Below are 13,195 nucleotides of genomic sequence, written 5' to 3'. Positions count from 1 at the left end.
CCGCGTTGGCCGCGGCGGTGGCGCTTTCCGCCTGTGCCGCACCCCCGCCATCTCGCAGGCGGACTGCCCGGACGGGCTGCGGCAGGGCATGGTGGCGGAACTCTTCTTCGGCCGGAACCGGGATGGCGCGCAGGTGGTCGGCGAGGGCGCCTGGGATGCCTTTCTGGCCGCCGAGGTCACGCCGCGCTTCCCGGACGGGCTGACGGTGCTGGATGCCATGGGCCAGTGGCGTGGCGCGGATGGGCATGCGGAGCGCGAGGCATCGAAGCTGCTGATCCTCGCCCTGCCCGGCGCCGGCCCGGCCGAGGCCGCGTCGCGGCTGGAACCCCTCGCCGAAGCCTACCGGCGGCGTTTCCGGCAGGAATCCGTGCTGCGCGTCCTTCGTCCCGCCTGCATCGGCTTCTGAGCCGCCTTTCCAACCGGGTGGCGCGCATCACGGCCCGGGCGCGGCGCCACTGTGTTCCCGGGCACGGCGGCCCTGCCAGGATCGGTTGAGACTGTGTGAAGTTCCTCAATCATCAACCGATCGTGATAACGTTCCAATATCGAAATCACATAGTAAATATCCAGCGGGAACCGTGATTTATCATTCAAATGGATGATGTGTCACAGTAAAAACGGAAAATTATTACAATTTATTCAGAACAAATGCGCTCCGTCGGAAGAAATTTCCCGCCGGTCCGCTGACGAGATCTCTTTGCCTTCCGCCAGGTCAGCAACAGACAGGACCCCAGCCATGTCGAGCCCCTGCCACCGCATTCCCGCCCTCGATGCCCGGGTGACGCGCCCCGAAAGGCTCCTGCGGCCCCGCCTGGCCATGGCGCCGCGCTCCCTGCGCCGCCAGCAGGTCGATACGGACATCGCCCGCATGACCGGCTTCACACCGGAACCGGATCTCTTCAACATCCTGATCCTCAACTACACGATGAAATGCCCGCTGGCCTGTGACTACTGCTGCTATGGCTGCTCGCCGAAGCGCAGCGAGACCATGGACGAGGCGCTGGCGCTGGACCTGGTGGATCAGGCCGCCGAACTCGGCATCTTCGCGCAATGCGGCTTCACCGGCGGCGAGGCGCTGATTTTCTACGACGAGGTCATGCGCATCACGGCGCGCATGCAGAAGCACGGCCTGCCCTTCTCCATGATCTCCTCCTGCTACTGGGCGAAGGACATGGGGGAGGCGCGGCGCGTTCTGCGCGACCTCGCCGCCCATGGCGTCGATGTCTTCACCGCCACGCACGACCCGAGCCACGAGAACTGGGTGCCGCTGCAATATGTGCGCAATGCCATCGACGCGGCCCGCGAATGCGGCGTGCATGTCTGCCTCTGCTCCAGTTTCTATGACGACACGATGCGGCTGGAGCAGATCTTCCCCGAATATGCGGGGCAGCCGGACATCGATGTCGTCAACCGCGTGGTGCTGCCCGATGTCGGGCGCATGGGGCAGCGCAACATCTCCGTCACGCCGGCGAGCTATGGCCATGTCCCGCAGAGCCCCGGCTTCGGCAGTTGCTACAAGCGGATCTACCACGACATCACGGTCTTCTGGGATGGCGAGGTCTATCCCTGCTGCTCGGTCTACAACCGGGAAATGCCGAAGCTCAGCCTCGGCAACGTGTATCGCGACACGCTGTCCGAGGTCTGGGACCGCGCCGAGGGCTCCCTGCTGCTGCGGGTGATGAAGAGCCAGAATTTCGCGGAACTCTACCGCCTGCTGCGGGAGGCCGATGCCGATCTGGCGCGCGACCTGCCCGATCCGTCGCAGGCGGTGGGCCCGTGCCACCTCTGCCACCGCCTGTTCCGCGACCCGGTCCTGGCCGACCGCATCCTGGCGGTGATGGAGCGGCTGGAATGCGAGCGGATCACCCAGCTTCTCGCCGCGGTGCGGGCGCAGAAGGGCGATGCGGCCGGGGAGCGTGTCATCCTCGACACCCTCCGCTCGGTCAGCATCGCCTGAGGACTCGCACCTCACGGCAGCCGGGGCATGGTGCCTCCGCCGAGGCCCGGGCCCCTGCCGTGACCCATCCAGAACGTCCAATCCGGAGCAGACATCCATGTCCGACACAGGCAGTACCGGCCCGGGCTCCTCATCCTCCGACCCGGGCAATTTCGAGGCGCTGGAGCAGCGCCTGCTGCAATCGCCGACCGCGCGCGCGCGCTTCCTGGCGGATACGCTGGAACTGCTGGAGAAGAACGGGGTCGATGTGAACAGCCCCGACTTCCAGCAGCAGATCCAGCCTTCGCTGGACCTGACGGAAGGCAGCCGCTTCCTGGGCGGCCTGGCCGCCAGCACGGTGGTGGTGGCCATCGCCACGGCCGGGCAGCGCGGCAGCATCGCCAGCCAGGCGGGCAATGCCGCCAGCACCGTCGTCGTCGTCGCCGCCAGTGCCGGGCAACGCGGCAGCATCGGCTCCGATCTCGGCAGGGCCGCCAGCAGCGTCGTCATCGTCGCCGCCAGCGCCGGGCAGCGTGGCAGCATCGGCTCCGATCTCGGCAGGGCCGCCAGCACCGTCGTCATCGTCGCCGCCAGCGCCGGGCAGCGTGGCAGCATCGGCTCCGATCTCGGCAGGGCCGCCAGCACGGTGGTGGTGGCCGTCGCCACGGCCGGGCAACGCGGCCTGGGCGGCATGCTGGGCCGGCAGGAATCGACCCAGGGGGGCGTCCAGGGGAGCGTCCAGGGGGGCTTCACCGTGACGGTGCCCGCCGCGGCCACGATCGCCGATGTCGCACGGGGCCTGCGCGCTCTGGCGGACCTCCTGGTCAATGAGAGCGAGGCGCTGGACCAGCAGATCCAGCAGCTCGCCGCGGCTTCCGGCGGAACGCGGGGTTCGGAAAGCGGCACCTAGGGCGGGAGCGGCGAGGCGGCACCGCCTGGAGCGACCGGGTGGGGCTGCCGCCGGAACAAGGGACCGGGACGGCAGGGATGCGCCATGGCGCGTGGAGGCCGCCCCGGTCCCTCCCCGGCGGGAGCGACGAGGACAAAGCGGAGAGGACGATGTTCCAGGCGATCGAGGGCCCCGGCTTCCAGTGGCGCGGCCAGGAGGACAACACCCGTGCGACGCGGGAGGCGCTGGCGGTGCACCGCGTCTGCAGCCAGAAGGAAGCCTTCTCGCAGAAGGAGGTGCTGATCGGCGACAACAACCTGCGGCCCATCTCCTTCCTGGAGCTGGGGACGCGGCGGGCGCGCTGTGTCACGCAGGTGATCGTGACCGGCCTCGGCCTCGGCACCGGCTTCCTGATCGCGCCCAACCTGCTGCTGACGAACAACCATGTGATCCCGAGCGCCGATCACGCGCGCCAGACCGTGCTGCGCTTCAACTATGAGACCGACGCCTCCGGCCAGCTCATGGCCAGCACCTATTATCAGTGCGCGCCGGACGTCCTCTTCGTGACGAGCGAGGCGCTGGACTACACGCTGGTCGGCGTGCAGGGCGATCCGGGGATGCAGTTCGGCTTCGTGCCGCCGTACCGCAGCGTTGCCTCGGTCGGCATGCGCGTGAACATCATCCAGCACCCGGGCGGCCAGCCCAAGCAGATCGGGCTGGTGGACAACGAGGTCGCCTATGCCGACGCGCAGGTGGTGCAGTACCTGACCGACACCATGCCGGGCTCCTCCGGCTCCCCGGTCTTCGACGACGGCTGGGCGCTGGTCGCCCTGCATCACAGCGGCGGCTGGATCCCGGAGCCGAACGGCAACAGCACGCATTTCCGCAACGAGGGCATCGCCTTCGCCGCCATCCTGGACGACTGGGCGCGGCTCGGCCTGATTTCCTGAGGCGCGTTCAGTCCTTCCCGGCCGGGTCGCGCGGATAGACCCGGCTGTCATAGGGCGCCAGGTGGAAGCCGGGGTCGAAGAGGCAGGTCTCCGGATAGGCCTTGCGGTAGCTTTCGCAGGAGGCCGCGATGGCCGCCGGTTCCGGCGCCTGCTTCGTCTCGACCCATCGCGACAGGGCCGCGAAGGCCGCGGCGTATTCCGGCGTGTGCAGCTTGCTGTGCACATGCTCGCGGGTGAAGGTCTGCACCAGCAGCCCCGCCGTGCCCGCCTTCTCCCGCACCGCGCGGTAATGGCTCTCATGCTCGACGAAGGCGGTGGGGTCGTCGATCGCGTGCATCGTCAGGGTCGGGATCGTGACCTTGCCGGTCAGGTCGCTGTCCTCCGCCAGTTCCGCCACGGCCTTCGGATCGGCGCGCAGCCGGGGCACGCCCGCGTTCAGCGCCGCGTCGTCGGAGGAACCCGTGTAGCGCACGCCCTCGTTGCCGAAGGGGCTGCGTCCGCCCAGCCGCTCCGCCACGATGTCGCGGAACAGGAAGGTCGCCCAGTTCATGTGCGCGATCAGCGTGCGCTCCGGCAGGCGCGTCACCGTGGTGATCTCGGCCAGCTTCCGCGCCTGCTCCGGGCTGCGCTCCGCCGCCGGCTTCCCGGCCCCGGTGCAGGCATTCACGCGTTCCGCCAGCTCCTTCGCCGTCATCCGCTCGCCGGCGGGCAGGCCGATATTGACCGGATACTGCGGCTCATCGGGCTTCGGGTGGTTGTGGCAGTAGTACTGGTACACGGCGCGCAGGTCGGTGCGGTAGCCATAGCCCTCCGTCCCGCCCGCCAGCACGCCGCTGGTCAGCAGCGCGCCGTCATAGCTGCCGGGATAGAGCTCGATCGCCTTGGCCGCGACATTGCCACCCCAGGACTGGCCATGGATGAAGGTGCGCTTCGGCTGCGCCACCTCGGCCACGAAGAGCTTGCGGAGGTTCTCCGTATCCTCCGCCGCCATGCGCACGCCGTAGCCGCCGCGGCGATAGCTGCTGCCCGCCCAGGCATAGCCCTCCGACACGGTGACGGCGAAGCGCTGGAGGTCCTCCACCGGATCGTCCGGCTTCGGCGCGCCGAGGCGGGGGCCGCCATGGCTGTGCACCACCAGCGTGCCGTTCCAGTCCTTCGGCACCGCGATCCAGTAATAGGCGCCATTGGCGTCGCGCCCGCGGCGGCATTCCGTGCCGGTGGGCAGGCCGTCCGGGCAGGTGACAGGGCCGGGGGCGGCCCGCGCGGCCGGGGGCGCCAGCAGGGGCAGGCCCGCCGCCAGGCCGGCCAGGACCAGGATCGTCTTCTTGCGCACCGGCTTTCCTCCCGCGTCGTTCGGCGCGGGAGGCTAGATCAACCGCCCCGGCGCGGCCAGGACCCCTCTCAGCAGGGCTCCGCCACGAAGGTCTGGCTGGGGCGCACGAACTCGTCCTGCGCCGCCACGGTCAGGATCTCGCGCGACCCGGCCTCGGCCGTCCGGCGCAGCAGGCCGTGGATGGAGGAAGCGGCGGAGGAGACCGCCACCCGCACATCGCCCCAGCGCAGGCGGTGGAACAGGAAGAGCGCGGCGATGGCATCGCCCGCGCCGTTGACCGAGATCGGCAGCAGCGGGGTGCGGACCCGCCAGAAGTGCCCGCCCTCCGCCGCCAGCATCTCGATCGCGTCGGAGGGCGTGTCCTCGACCCGCAACGAGGTCACCAGCACGCAGCGCGGCCCGCGTTCCTGCAGGGCGCGCACGGCCTCCTTCGCCTCGGCCAGCGTGGCGACGGTGCGCCCGGTCAGCCATTCCAGCTCGAACTGGTTGGGGGTCACGATATCGGCGGCGGGCAGGGCCCGGTCGCGCATGAATTCCGGGATGCCGGGGCGGACGAAGACGCCGCGCCCGACATCGCCGATCACCGGGTCGCAGCAATAGACCGCCTGCGGGTTGGCCGCCCGCACCCGCGCCACCGCCTCCAGGATCGCCTCGCCGATCGCGGCATCGCCCATGTAGCCGGACAGCACGGCGTCGCAGGTGCCGAGCACGCCGCGCTCCTCGATCCCCGCCACCAGATCGCGGATCAGCTCCGCCCCGAAGACCTGGCCGCGCCAGGCGCCGTAGCCGGTGTGGTTGGAGAACTGCACGGTGTTGAGCGCCCAGACCTCGGCACCCAGCCGCTGCAGCGGGAACACGGCGGAGGCATTGCCGACATGGCCATAGGCGACCCAGGACTGGATGGAGAGGATGTTCATCGCGGCTTCACCAAGGAGGGACGATCGCACCCACCGGCGTATCCACCGGCGCAGCACCGGTTTGGGCGCGGTGCGGGCCGGGGGCAAGGCCATCCGGCCGGGGCGCGGCGGCCAGGAGCCCTGGCCAAGAGCCCTTGACGGTTGCGCCACCGGGGCGTGGCGGCTAGAAGCCGCGTTTCCGCGCGCCCGGTCGGCATCGGGCGGCCACCAGATACGAGACCCCCGATGAAGCCCGATATCCATCCCGACTACCACGAGATCACGGTCATCATGACCGACGGCAGCACCTTCAAGACCCGCTCCTGCATGGGCAAGGAAGGCGACACGCTGCGTCTGGACATCGACCCGAAGTCCCATCCGGCCTGGACCGGCCAGCAGCGCGTGATCGACACGGGCGGGCAGATCGCCAAGTTCAACAAGAAGTTCGCCGGCATCGGCGTTCGCAAGAAGGACTGAGCCCCCCTCCCCGGCCACGCCGGGGGGAGCATGGGCGCTTTCCGGGCCTCGCGGGCTTTCCCGCGGGGCCCTTCGCGTTTCCGGCGCTGTGGAGCGCCCCCGCCGGGGCGGCGGCCCCCATGCCGGCCGGACCTGCTCTTCCATCGGTTTCCCAGCGGCCAGAGGTCTTGAACACGCTGTTTCCCCTTCCAATCTTCCTGCTGCCAGCGATGCCCGATCGGGGTCGCCGGCGCGGCAACGGCCTGCACATCGCCCCCGATGGGATGTGTTCCGGCCCGGATGCCGCCCCGCAACTGGACCTTGCTTGGCTTGAGGAGGTTCTCGTGAACGCTTTCGACCTTTCCCCCCTTCTGCGCACCGCCATCGGCTTCGACCGCATGGCGCGCCTCGTGGACACTGCCCGCGCCGCCGCGGAAGGCCCTGCCTATCCGCCCTATAATATCGAGCGCGTGTCGGACGACGCCTATGTGCTGACCATGGCTGTGGCAGGCTTCGGCCCCGACGACATCGAGATCACGACGCAGGACAATGTCCTGGTGGTGTCCGGCAAGGCGGCCCAGGAGGACACGCAGCGCCGCTATCTGCATCGTGGCATCGCCGGCCGCGCCTTCGAGCGCCGTTTCGTGCTCGCGGACCATATCCAGGTCCAGGGCGCGGATATGGAGAACGGCCTCCTGCATGTCTCCCTGAAGCGCGAGGTGCCCGAGGCGCTGAAGCCCCGCCGCATCGCCATCGGGACGGCCGCGCCTCGTGCCGCCCTGGAAGTGGCGAACAGATCGGGCGAGGGCCAGCCCAAGGCGGCCTGACCCCGGCCTTGCATGCCCCCTGGGTCCGCTTCTTCCGGGCCTTGGGATGATGGGGCTGGCGGAGCGATCCGCCGGCCCTTTTCCCTGTTTCCGGGGAGGCTCGTCCTGGCGCCCCTGGCGGCGCGGAATGGCGGCTCTTCCGCCTGTCCGACTCTTTTGATCGGGATTGGCTCGCCGGGGTTTTGACCCGGCCCGGGCCTCTCACTATAGGAGGCGCCGACCTGCCGCAGCGGGCGGCCCCCGGCCCCTTCATGGGTCCACCCCGTTCACGGGGCCTTTCCCATGGCGGCCCCCTGATGCTCTTTGCCCGACGCTCCTTCCCCGGGGGCCAGGCCCCTGTCCAGAGGTTACGCTCCGATGTCCAGCCCCCTGATGCCCAAGGCCACCGCCGTGTGGCTGATCGACAAGACCTCCCTCACCTTCGAGCAGGTGGCCGATTTCGTCGGCATGCATCCGCTGGAGGTGCAGGCGATCGCCGATGGCGAGGTGGCGCAGGGCATCGTGGGCTATGACCCGGTCGCCAACGGCCAGTTGACGCGCGACGAGATCGTGCGCTGCGAGGCCGATCCGAAGGCCCGGCTGAAGCTGCTGGCCAGCCCGATCCCGGTGCCCAAGAAGCGCGGCAAGGGCGCCCGCTACATCCCCGTCTCCAAGCGCACCGACCGGCCGGATGGCATCCTGTGGCTGCTCCGCAACCACCCTGAGCTGACCGACACGCAGATCGAGAAGCTGCTGGCCACCACCAAGGAGACCATCTCCAAGGTGCGGGACCGCACCCATGCGAACTCCGCCAACATCAAGCCGCGCGATCCGGTGATCCTGGGCCTCTGCACCCAGTCGGAGCTGAATGCCGCCGTGGCCGCCGCCGCCGACCGCGTTCCGGGCACGCCCCCGGTGGTGATGCCGCTGGCCGAGGACGAGGCCGAAGCCGAGGGGAATTACTGAGGCCCGGCTTCCGGTCCTCCAGCCCCTCGTTTCGGAGGCTGGTGCCGTCAGGCACCGCCTTCCGGCGGGCCGGCGCCGATCACGGGAGGCCCCTGCTACGCGGCCCGGCCGCTCCGGAGATGGGTCAGCAGTGCCAGTACCGCCACCTCTTCCGGGTGCAGCGCGCCGGTCTCTTCCTGCGATTCCCGGATCTCCAGCGCCAGCCTGCCGGCGAGATAGCCTTCCAGCAGGTCCGGGTGGATATAGCACTTCCGGCATACGGCCGGCGTGTTGCCCAGGCGCCTGGCGACCTGTCCGATGGCCGCGCTGATGTTGCGTCGGCCCGCCGCCTGGCTGTCGAAGCGCTCGAATTCCCGCAGGGCCAGCGCCGCCATCACTGTTCCCGCCCAGGTGCGGAAATCCTTGGCCGTGATGTCGCGCCCGGTGATCGCCCGGAGGTAGTCGTTCACATCCTCGGACCGGATGGCATGCGCCTCCCCGGCCTCGTCGCGATAGGCGAAGAGCTCCTGCCCCGGCAGGTCCTGGCAGGCCCGGATCACCTTCGCGATCCGGCGGTCCCGCAACCCGAGCTGCCAGCGCTTGCCGCTCTTGCCCTTGAAGTCGAAGCGGATCTCGTCGCCGCCCAGCCTGACATGCCGGCGCCGCAGGGTGGTCAGGCCATAGGAGCCGTTCTGCTCCGCGTAGTCCTCGTTCCCGACGCGGATCAGCGTTTCCTCCAGTAGCCGCACCACGGTGGCCAGCACCTTTTCCCGCGGCAGCCCCGGGCGGGCCATGTCCGCCGCCACCCGCTTCCGGATTTCCGGCAGGCAGGCGGCGAATTCCAGCATGTGCCCGTATTTCGCCGCGTCCCGTGCCTCCCGCCAGCCGGGATGATAGCGGTACTGCTTGCGGCCCCGCTCATCCCGGCCCGTGGCCTGCAGATGCCCGTTCGCCTGCGGGCAGATCCAGACGTCGCGATAGGCCGGCGGGATGGCGAGCGCGCGGATGCGGGCGAGTTCCGCCTTGTCGCGCAGGGGATGCCCGTCCGGGTCGCGGTAGGCGAAGCCGCTCCCCGCGCGGCGCCGCGTGATCCCCGGCGCTTCGTCGGTCACGTAGCGCAGCCCGGCCGACCGGGCGGCCCGCCTCAGTTCCGGCGCCGCGGTGCCAGGGATCGCCTCATGGGAGCCTGGGTGGCGGGTGGCATCGAGGGGCATCGGGGCGGGTCCTCCACGCCGGAAAACCGGTCAGCCACCCGCATGGTTGCGTCCCGCGCGGCCCGGCAGCGGGGGCGCGTTCGAAGAGGGGTGCACCGGAATGGTGCCCGCCTTCCCTCATGGCCGGACCGGGATGCTTCCCCGCGATGGGGAGCGGAGGAGCGGAGGCATCGGCGCCCGCCCAGGCACCCGATGCCCCCTCGGGCCTCAGCCCGTCGCGCCGCGCAGGCGCTCCATCTCCTCTTTCAGGCGCAGTTTCTCCAGCTTCAGGCGGGTCAGTTCCGCCTCATCGGGCTTGGGACGGTGGGTTTCGGCGGCAAGCCTGGCTTCCAGCGCGGCGTGACGTTCTTCCAGCGAACGCAGGCGCGGGGCAGTCTGCATGAGCCTTGGTTCCTTCTCCCGATTAGCGGCTGTCAGGGCCGCTCTTGTATGTTATGGGCGCGGACCCCTTCGGGTTGCAGCCCTTTCCGGAACCGTCGCCCCATATGCTCGCCGATCGCGACAGCCTCCTTCGCCGCCTCCACGAGCTCCGAAGCGAGCACCGGGACCTGGACTCCGTCATCACGCGCATGGAACTGGGCGTCAGCGACCAGCTCCAGATGCAGCGCCTCAAGAAACGGAAGTTGAAGTTGAAGGACGAAATCGTCTGGCTGGAGAGCCAGCTTCTTCCGGACATCATTGCGTGACGGAGGCCGCCCTGACCAGTCCCCGAATGCCCGCCCCCGGCCCGCAGGATGCGGCGCCGCTGGTGGGGATCATCATGGGCAGCCGCTCCGACTGGGAGACGATGCGCCATGCCGCCGAGATCCTGACCGCGCTGGAGGTGCCGCACGAGACCCGCGTGGTGTCCGCCCACCGCACCCCGGACCGGCTCTACGACTATGCCCGGGGCGCCGCGGGCCGTGGCCTGCGGGTGATCGTCGCCGGGGCCGGCGGGGCCGCGCACCTGCCCGGCATGGCCGCCTCGATGACCTCGCTGCCCGTGCTCGGCGTGCCCGTGGAAAGCCAGGCGCTGAAGGGCATGGATTCGCTGCTTTCCATCGTCCAGATGCCGGCCGGCATCCCTGTCGGCACGCTCGCCATCGGCCGCGCCGGGGCGGTGAATGCGGGGCTGCTGGCGGCCGCCATCCTCGCCGGCACCGACCAGGCCCTGGCGGAGCGGCTGGCGGCGCATCGCCGTGCCCAGACCGAATCCGTACCGGAGAATCCCGCTTGAGCACCGCCCCCTCCCCCCGGGCGCCACGATCGGCATCCTGGGCGGCGGGCAGCTCGGCCGCATGACCGCCATGGCGGCGGCCCGCCTCGGCTACTGCTGCCATGTCTATGCGCCGGAGGAGGACTCCCCCGGCATGCAGGTCGCCGCCGCCCGCACCGTCGCACCCTATGAGGATGTCGCGGCGCTGGAGCGTTTCGGGCGCGCCGTGGATGTCGTCACCTTCGAGTTCGAGAACGTGCCCGTCGCCTCGCTGGACGCGCTGGAGGCCGTCGTGCCCTGCCGCCCCGGGCGCCGCGCCCTGTTCGTCTGCCAGGACCGCCTGCAGGAGAAGACCTTCCTGGCCGGGGCGGGCGTTCCCGTCGCACCCTGGCGCGCGGTGCACAGCCGCGAGGACCTGACGGCCGCCGTGGCGGAGCTCGGGCTGCCCGCCGTGCTGAAGACCACGCGCCTGGGCTATGACGGCCGCGGGCAGGCCGTGCTGCGGGAGGCCGCCGATCTCGACGCGGCCTGGGAGCGGCTTTCCCCCGCCCGCTGATCCTGGAAGCCTTCGTTCCCTTCGTGCTGGAAGTGTCGGCCATCGCCGCGCGCGGCCTGGACGGCACTGTGGCGACCTATGACGTGGCCGAGAACCGCCACGCCCACCACATCCTCGACCTTTCCTTCGCCCCCGCCCGCATCCCGGCGGCGGTGGCGGAACAGGCGCGGCGCCATGTCGCGCGGGTGGCGGAGGCGCTCGACCTCGTCGGCGTGGCGGCGGTGGAGTTCTTCCTGATGGAGGACGGCACCCTGCTGGGCAACGAGATCGCCCCGCGCCCGCACAATTCCGGCCACTGGACGCCGGAAGCCTGCATCGCCGGACAGTTCGAGCAGCAGGCCCGCGCCGTCGCCGGCCTGCCCCTCGGCAGCACCACGCGCCATGCCGATGCGGTGATGCGGAACCTGATCGGCCCGGAGGGCATGGCGCGCTGGCCCTCGATCCTCGGCGCACCGGGCGTGGTCGGGCAGCTCTATGGCAAGGGCGCGCCGCGCCCCGGCCGGAAGATGGGCCATGCCAATCTCCTCCTGCCGCTCGGCACCCTGGCGGAGACGGACGAGGCGGGTCTCCTTCGCCGCATCTGAGCCCGATGGGCATGGGAAGCATGCCCATCGGAGCAGGCTGGGCGAGGCTTTCGCGGGCGGAACGCTCGTGGCATCGCCGCCACAGTGATGCAGAAACGAGACGCAGGCGGATGCTTTCCGGGAAAGCCAGTGCTATCTCCCGGTGACGCCGCAGCGTGAATCGAGGGGGGCTCTTCCTCAGAGGTCTGCGGTTGCGATGCCCTGATGGGATCGAGGGAGAATTTATGATGAGCCTTCGCAAGGCACTGATGGCCGCGACGATCCTGTCGCTGCCGCTGGCCGCCCAGGCGCAGCCGATCACCGGCCTGTATGTCGGTGGCGGCGCTGGCGCGAACTGGGTGCAGAGCACCAACAACAACGTCAACTCCGACTCCTCCACCCTGGTTCGCCTGGGGCTGCCGAACAACAGCCTGAAGGCGAAGTACGAGCTGGGCTGGGGCGGTGTGGCCAGCATCGGCTGGGGCTTCGGCAACGGCCTGCGCCTCGAGGCCGAGGGCAGCTACCGCGAGAATGACATCGACAACATCAGCGCCTTCGGCACGCGCGGCTACGCGATCGGCGGCAAGCAGCGCACCTATGGCGCCATGGGCAATGTCCTCTATGACTTCGCCCTGCCGAGCTTCATCCCGCAGTTCACCCCGGTCGTGCCCTATATCGGCGCCGGCGTGGGCTATCAGTGGGTGCAGATGGACAACGCGACCGGCCGCTATGGCCCGAACGCCCGTCTGGTGATCGACGACACCAACGGCCAGTTCGCCTATCAGGGCATCGCCGGCCTCGCCTTCCCGATCCCGTCCGTGCCGGGCCTGTCCTTCACGGCGGAATACCGCTTCCTGGGCACGCTGCAGCCGCAGTTCGACACCGAGATCCAGAGCGTGGCCGCCAACGGCACCCGCACGGTGGTGGCGCACTCGAAGACCGAGTTCGACAACTTCAACCACTCGGCCTTCTTCGGTCTGCGCTACGCCTTCAACACGCCGACCCCGCCGCCGCCGGCCGTTGCCCCGGTCGCGCCGCCGCAGGCCGTGGCCCGCACCTACCTCGTGTTCTTCGATTGGGACCGTTACAACCTGACGGACCGCGCCCGGCAGATCATCGCCGAGGCGGCGCAGAACGCGCGCAGCACGGGTTCGACCCGCATCGAGGTGGCCGGCCACGCCGACCGCTCCGGCACGCCGCAGTACAACATGGGCCTGTCGCGCCGCCGCGCCGACGCCGTGGCCGCCGAGCTGGTGCGCAACGGCGTGCAGCGTTCGGAGATCACGGTCGAGGCTTTCGGCGAGAGCCGTCCGCTGGTGCCGACCGCCGATGGCGTGCGCGAGCCGCAGAACCGCCGCGTGGAGATCGTCCTGCGCTGATCGCGCGGACACTCCATACGCCGCTTCAGGAAGGGGGCCGGTCCGCGAGGACCGGCCCTTCTTCTTTGTGGTTGTGG

Annotated in this window: 16 protein-coding genes; 12 read left to right on the top strand and 4 right to left on the bottom strand. The window is 70.0% G+C overall.

The window, feature by feature from the left end; all coding sequences use genetic code 11:
* The first annotated feature begins 88 nt into the window (after window positions 1-88).
* From MVG78_RS11190 to MVG78_RS11175, 4 genes are all read left to right on the top strand, one after another.
* Window positions 89-406 carry a DUF3574 domain-containing protein gene (locus MVG78_RS11190; protein ID WP_247551497.1) on the top strand — a complete coding sequence of 106 codons (318 nt, stop codon included), beginning with the start codon at window positions 89-91 and terminating at the stop codon, window positions 404-406.
* Between the two features lie 330 nt (window positions 407-736).
* Window positions 737-1,957: a radical SAM/SPASM domain-containing protein gene (locus MVG78_RS11185; RefSeq protein ID WP_247551495.1), complete on the top strand. Its 1,221-nt coding sequence runs from the start codon at window positions 737-739 to the stop codon at window positions 1,955-1,957.
* 97 nt (window positions 1,958-2,054) lie between these two features.
* Window positions 2,055-2,846 (top strand): hypothetical protein, encoded by a 792-nt coding sequence (locus MVG78_RS11180; protein ID WP_247551493.1) that lies wholly within the window; start codon window positions 2,055-2,057, stop codon window positions 2,844-2,846.
* A 149-nt stretch (window positions 2,847-2,995) separates the two neighbouring features.
* Window positions 2,996-3,775 carry a trypsin-like serine peptidase gene (locus MVG78_RS11175; RefSeq protein ID WP_247551491.1) on the top strand — a complete coding sequence of 260 codons (780 nt, stop codon included), beginning with the start codon at window positions 2,996-2,998 and terminating at the stop codon, window positions 3,773-3,775.
* 7 nt (window positions 3,776-3,782) lie between these two features.
* Here MVG78_RS11175 and MVG78_RS11170 read toward each other — a convergent pair whose 3' ends face one another.
* Together MVG78_RS11170 and pdxY are read right to left on the bottom strand one after the other, a co-directional pair.
* Window positions 3,783-5,108: an alpha/beta hydrolase family protein gene (locus tag MVG78_RS11170; protein ID WP_247551489.1), complete on the bottom strand. Its 1,326-nt coding sequence runs from the start codon at window positions 5,106-5,108 to the stop codon at window positions 3,783-3,785.
* 68 nt (window positions 5,109-5,176) lie between these two features.
* The gene (gene pdxY / locus MVG78_RS11165) at window positions 5,177-6,025 is read right to left on the bottom strand and encodes a pyridoxal kinase PdxY (RefSeq protein ID WP_247551487.1); all 849 of its coding nucleotides are present in this window, start codon (window positions 6,023-6,025) and stop codon (window positions 5,177-5,179) included.
* Window positions 6,026-6,250: 225 nt separating this feature from the next.
* Here pdxY and rpmE point away from each other — a divergent pair, with 225 nt between their 5' ends.
* From rpmE to MVG78_RS11150, 3 genes are all read left to right on the top strand, one after another.
* Window positions 6,251-6,481 carry a 50S ribosomal protein L31 gene (gene rpmE / locus MVG78_RS11160; RefSeq protein WP_247551485.1) on the top strand — a complete coding sequence of 77 codons (231 nt, stop codon included), beginning with the start codon at window positions 6,251-6,253 and terminating at the stop codon, window positions 6,479-6,481.
* Window positions 6,482-6,804: 323 nt separating this feature from the next.
* Window positions 6,805-7,287, top strand: a complete 483-nt coding sequence (locus MVG78_RS11155) for an Hsp20 family protein (RefSeq protein ID WP_247551483.1) — start codon at window positions 6,805-6,807, stop codon at window positions 7,285-7,287.
* A gap of 357 nt (window positions 7,288-7,644) precedes the next feature.
* The gene (locus MVG78_RS11150; RefSeq protein WP_247551481.1) at window positions 7,645-8,232 is read left to right on the top strand and encodes a DUF1013 domain-containing protein; all 588 of its coding nucleotides are present in this window, start codon (window positions 7,645-7,647) and stop codon (window positions 8,230-8,232) included.
* A 95-nt stretch (window positions 8,233-8,327) separates the two neighbouring features.
* On the opposite strand, the gene MVG78_RS11145 is transcribed toward MVG78_RS11150, so the two are convergent.
* The gene (locus MVG78_RS11145) at window positions 8,328-9,425 is read right to left on the bottom strand and encodes a DNA topoisomerase IB (protein ID WP_247551479.1); all 1,098 of its coding nucleotides are present in this window, start codon (window positions 9,423-9,425) and stop codon (window positions 8,328-8,330) included.
* A 207-nt stretch (window positions 9,426-9,632) separates the two neighbouring features.
* The gene (locus tag MVG78_RS11140; RefSeq protein WP_247551477.1) at window positions 9,633-9,806 is read right to left on the bottom strand and encodes a YdcH family protein; all 174 of its coding nucleotides are present in this window, start codon (window positions 9,804-9,806) and stop codon (window positions 9,633-9,635) included.
* A gap of 104 nt (window positions 9,807-9,910) precedes the next feature.
* Between MVG78_RS11140 and MVG78_RS11135 the strand changes: the two genes are divergently transcribed.
* From MVG78_RS11135 to MVG78_RS11120, 5 genes are all read left to right on the top strand, one after another.
* On the top strand, window positions 9,911-10,111 hold the full coding sequence (locus MVG78_RS11135) for a YdcH family protein (RefSeq protein WP_019459528.1): 201 nt from the start codon (window positions 9,911-9,913) through the stop codon (window positions 10,109-10,111).
* A 26-nt stretch (window positions 10,112-10,137) separates the two neighbouring features.
* Window positions 10,138-10,641: a 5-(carboxyamino)imidazole ribonucleotide mutase gene (gene purE / locus MVG78_RS11130; RefSeq protein ID WP_247560408.1), complete on the top strand. Its 504-nt coding sequence runs from the start codon at window positions 10,138-10,140 to the stop codon at window positions 10,639-10,641.
* Window positions 10,604-11,176, top strand: coding sequence for an ATP-grasp domain-containing protein (locus MVG78_RS22180; protein ID WP_486969866.1), 573 nt, complete (start codon window positions 10,604-10,606; stop codon window positions 11,174-11,176). The genes purE and MVG78_RS22180 overlap by 38 nt, the downstream gene beginning before the upstream one ends.
* A gap of 23 nt (window positions 11,177-11,199) precedes the next feature.
* Window positions 11,200-11,760, top strand: a complete 561-nt coding sequence (locus MVG78_RS22175) for an ATP-grasp domain-containing protein (protein ID WP_486969865.1) — start codon at window positions 11,200-11,202, stop codon at window positions 11,758-11,760.
* 227 nt (window positions 11,761-11,987) lie between these two features.
* Window positions 11,988-13,118 (top strand): OmpA family protein, encoded by a 1,131-nt coding sequence (locus MVG78_RS11120; RefSeq protein ID WP_247551476.1) that lies wholly within the window; start codon window positions 11,988-11,990, stop codon window positions 13,116-13,118.
* Window positions 13,119-13,195 lie beyond the last annotated feature (77 nt).

Origin of the sequence: Roseomonas gilardii subsp. gilardii (assembly GCF_023078375.1) — a bacterium.
Classification (GTDB): domain Bacteria; phylum Pseudomonadota; class Alphaproteobacteria; order Acetobacterales; family Acetobacteraceae; genus Roseomonas; species Roseomonas gilardii.
Note: the sequence above shows the minus strand (reverse complement) of the source record. Positions and strands in the feature narration are given on the sequence as shown.

Coding starts and splice junctions, on each gene's coding strand:
- MVG78_RS11190 (WP_247551497.1), top strand. CDS start 89: ATGGTGGCGGAACTCTTCTTCGGCCGGAACCGGGATGGCGCGCAGGTG.
- MVG78_RS11185 (WP_247551495.1), top strand. CDS start 737: ATGTCGAGCCCCTGCCACCGCATTCCCGCCCTCGATGCCCGGGTGACG.
- MVG78_RS11180 (WP_247551493.1), top strand. CDS start 2,055: ATGTCCGACACAGGCAGTACCGGCCCGGGCTCCTCATCCTCCGACCCG.
- MVG78_RS11175 (WP_247551491.1), top strand. CDS start 2,996: ATGTTCCAGGCGATCGAGGGCCCCGGCTTCCAGTGGCGCGGCCAGGAG.
- pdxY (WP_247551487.1), bottom strand. CDS start 6,025: ATGAACATCCTCTCCATCCAGTCCTGGGTCGCCTATGGCCATGTCGGC.
- rpmE (WP_247551485.1), top strand. CDS start 6,251: ATGAAGCCCGATATCCATCCCGACTACCACGAGATCACGGTCATCATG.
- MVG78_RS11150 (WP_247551481.1), top strand. CDS start 7,645: ATGTCCAGCCCCCTGATGCCCAAGGCCACCGCCGTGTGGCTGATCGAC.
- MVG78_RS11145 (WP_247551479.1), bottom strand. CDS start 9,425: ATGCCCCTCGATGCCACCCGCCACCCAGGCTCCCATGAGGCGATCCCT.
- MVG78_RS11140 (WP_247551477.1), bottom strand. CDS start 9,806: ATGCAGACTGCCCCGCGCCTGCGTTCGCTGGAAGAACGTCACGCCGCG.
- MVG78_RS11135 (WP_019459528.1), top strand. CDS start 9,911: ATGCTCGCCGATCGCGACAGCCTCCTTCGCCGCCTCCACGAGCTCCGA.
- purE (WP_247560408.1), top strand. CDS start 10,138: ATGCCCGCCCCCGGCCCGCAGGATGCGGCGCCGCTGGTGGGGATCATC.
- MVG78_RS11120 (WP_247551476.1), top strand. CDS start 11,988: ATGAGCCTTCGCAAGGCACTGATGGCCGCGACGATCCTGTCGCTGCCG.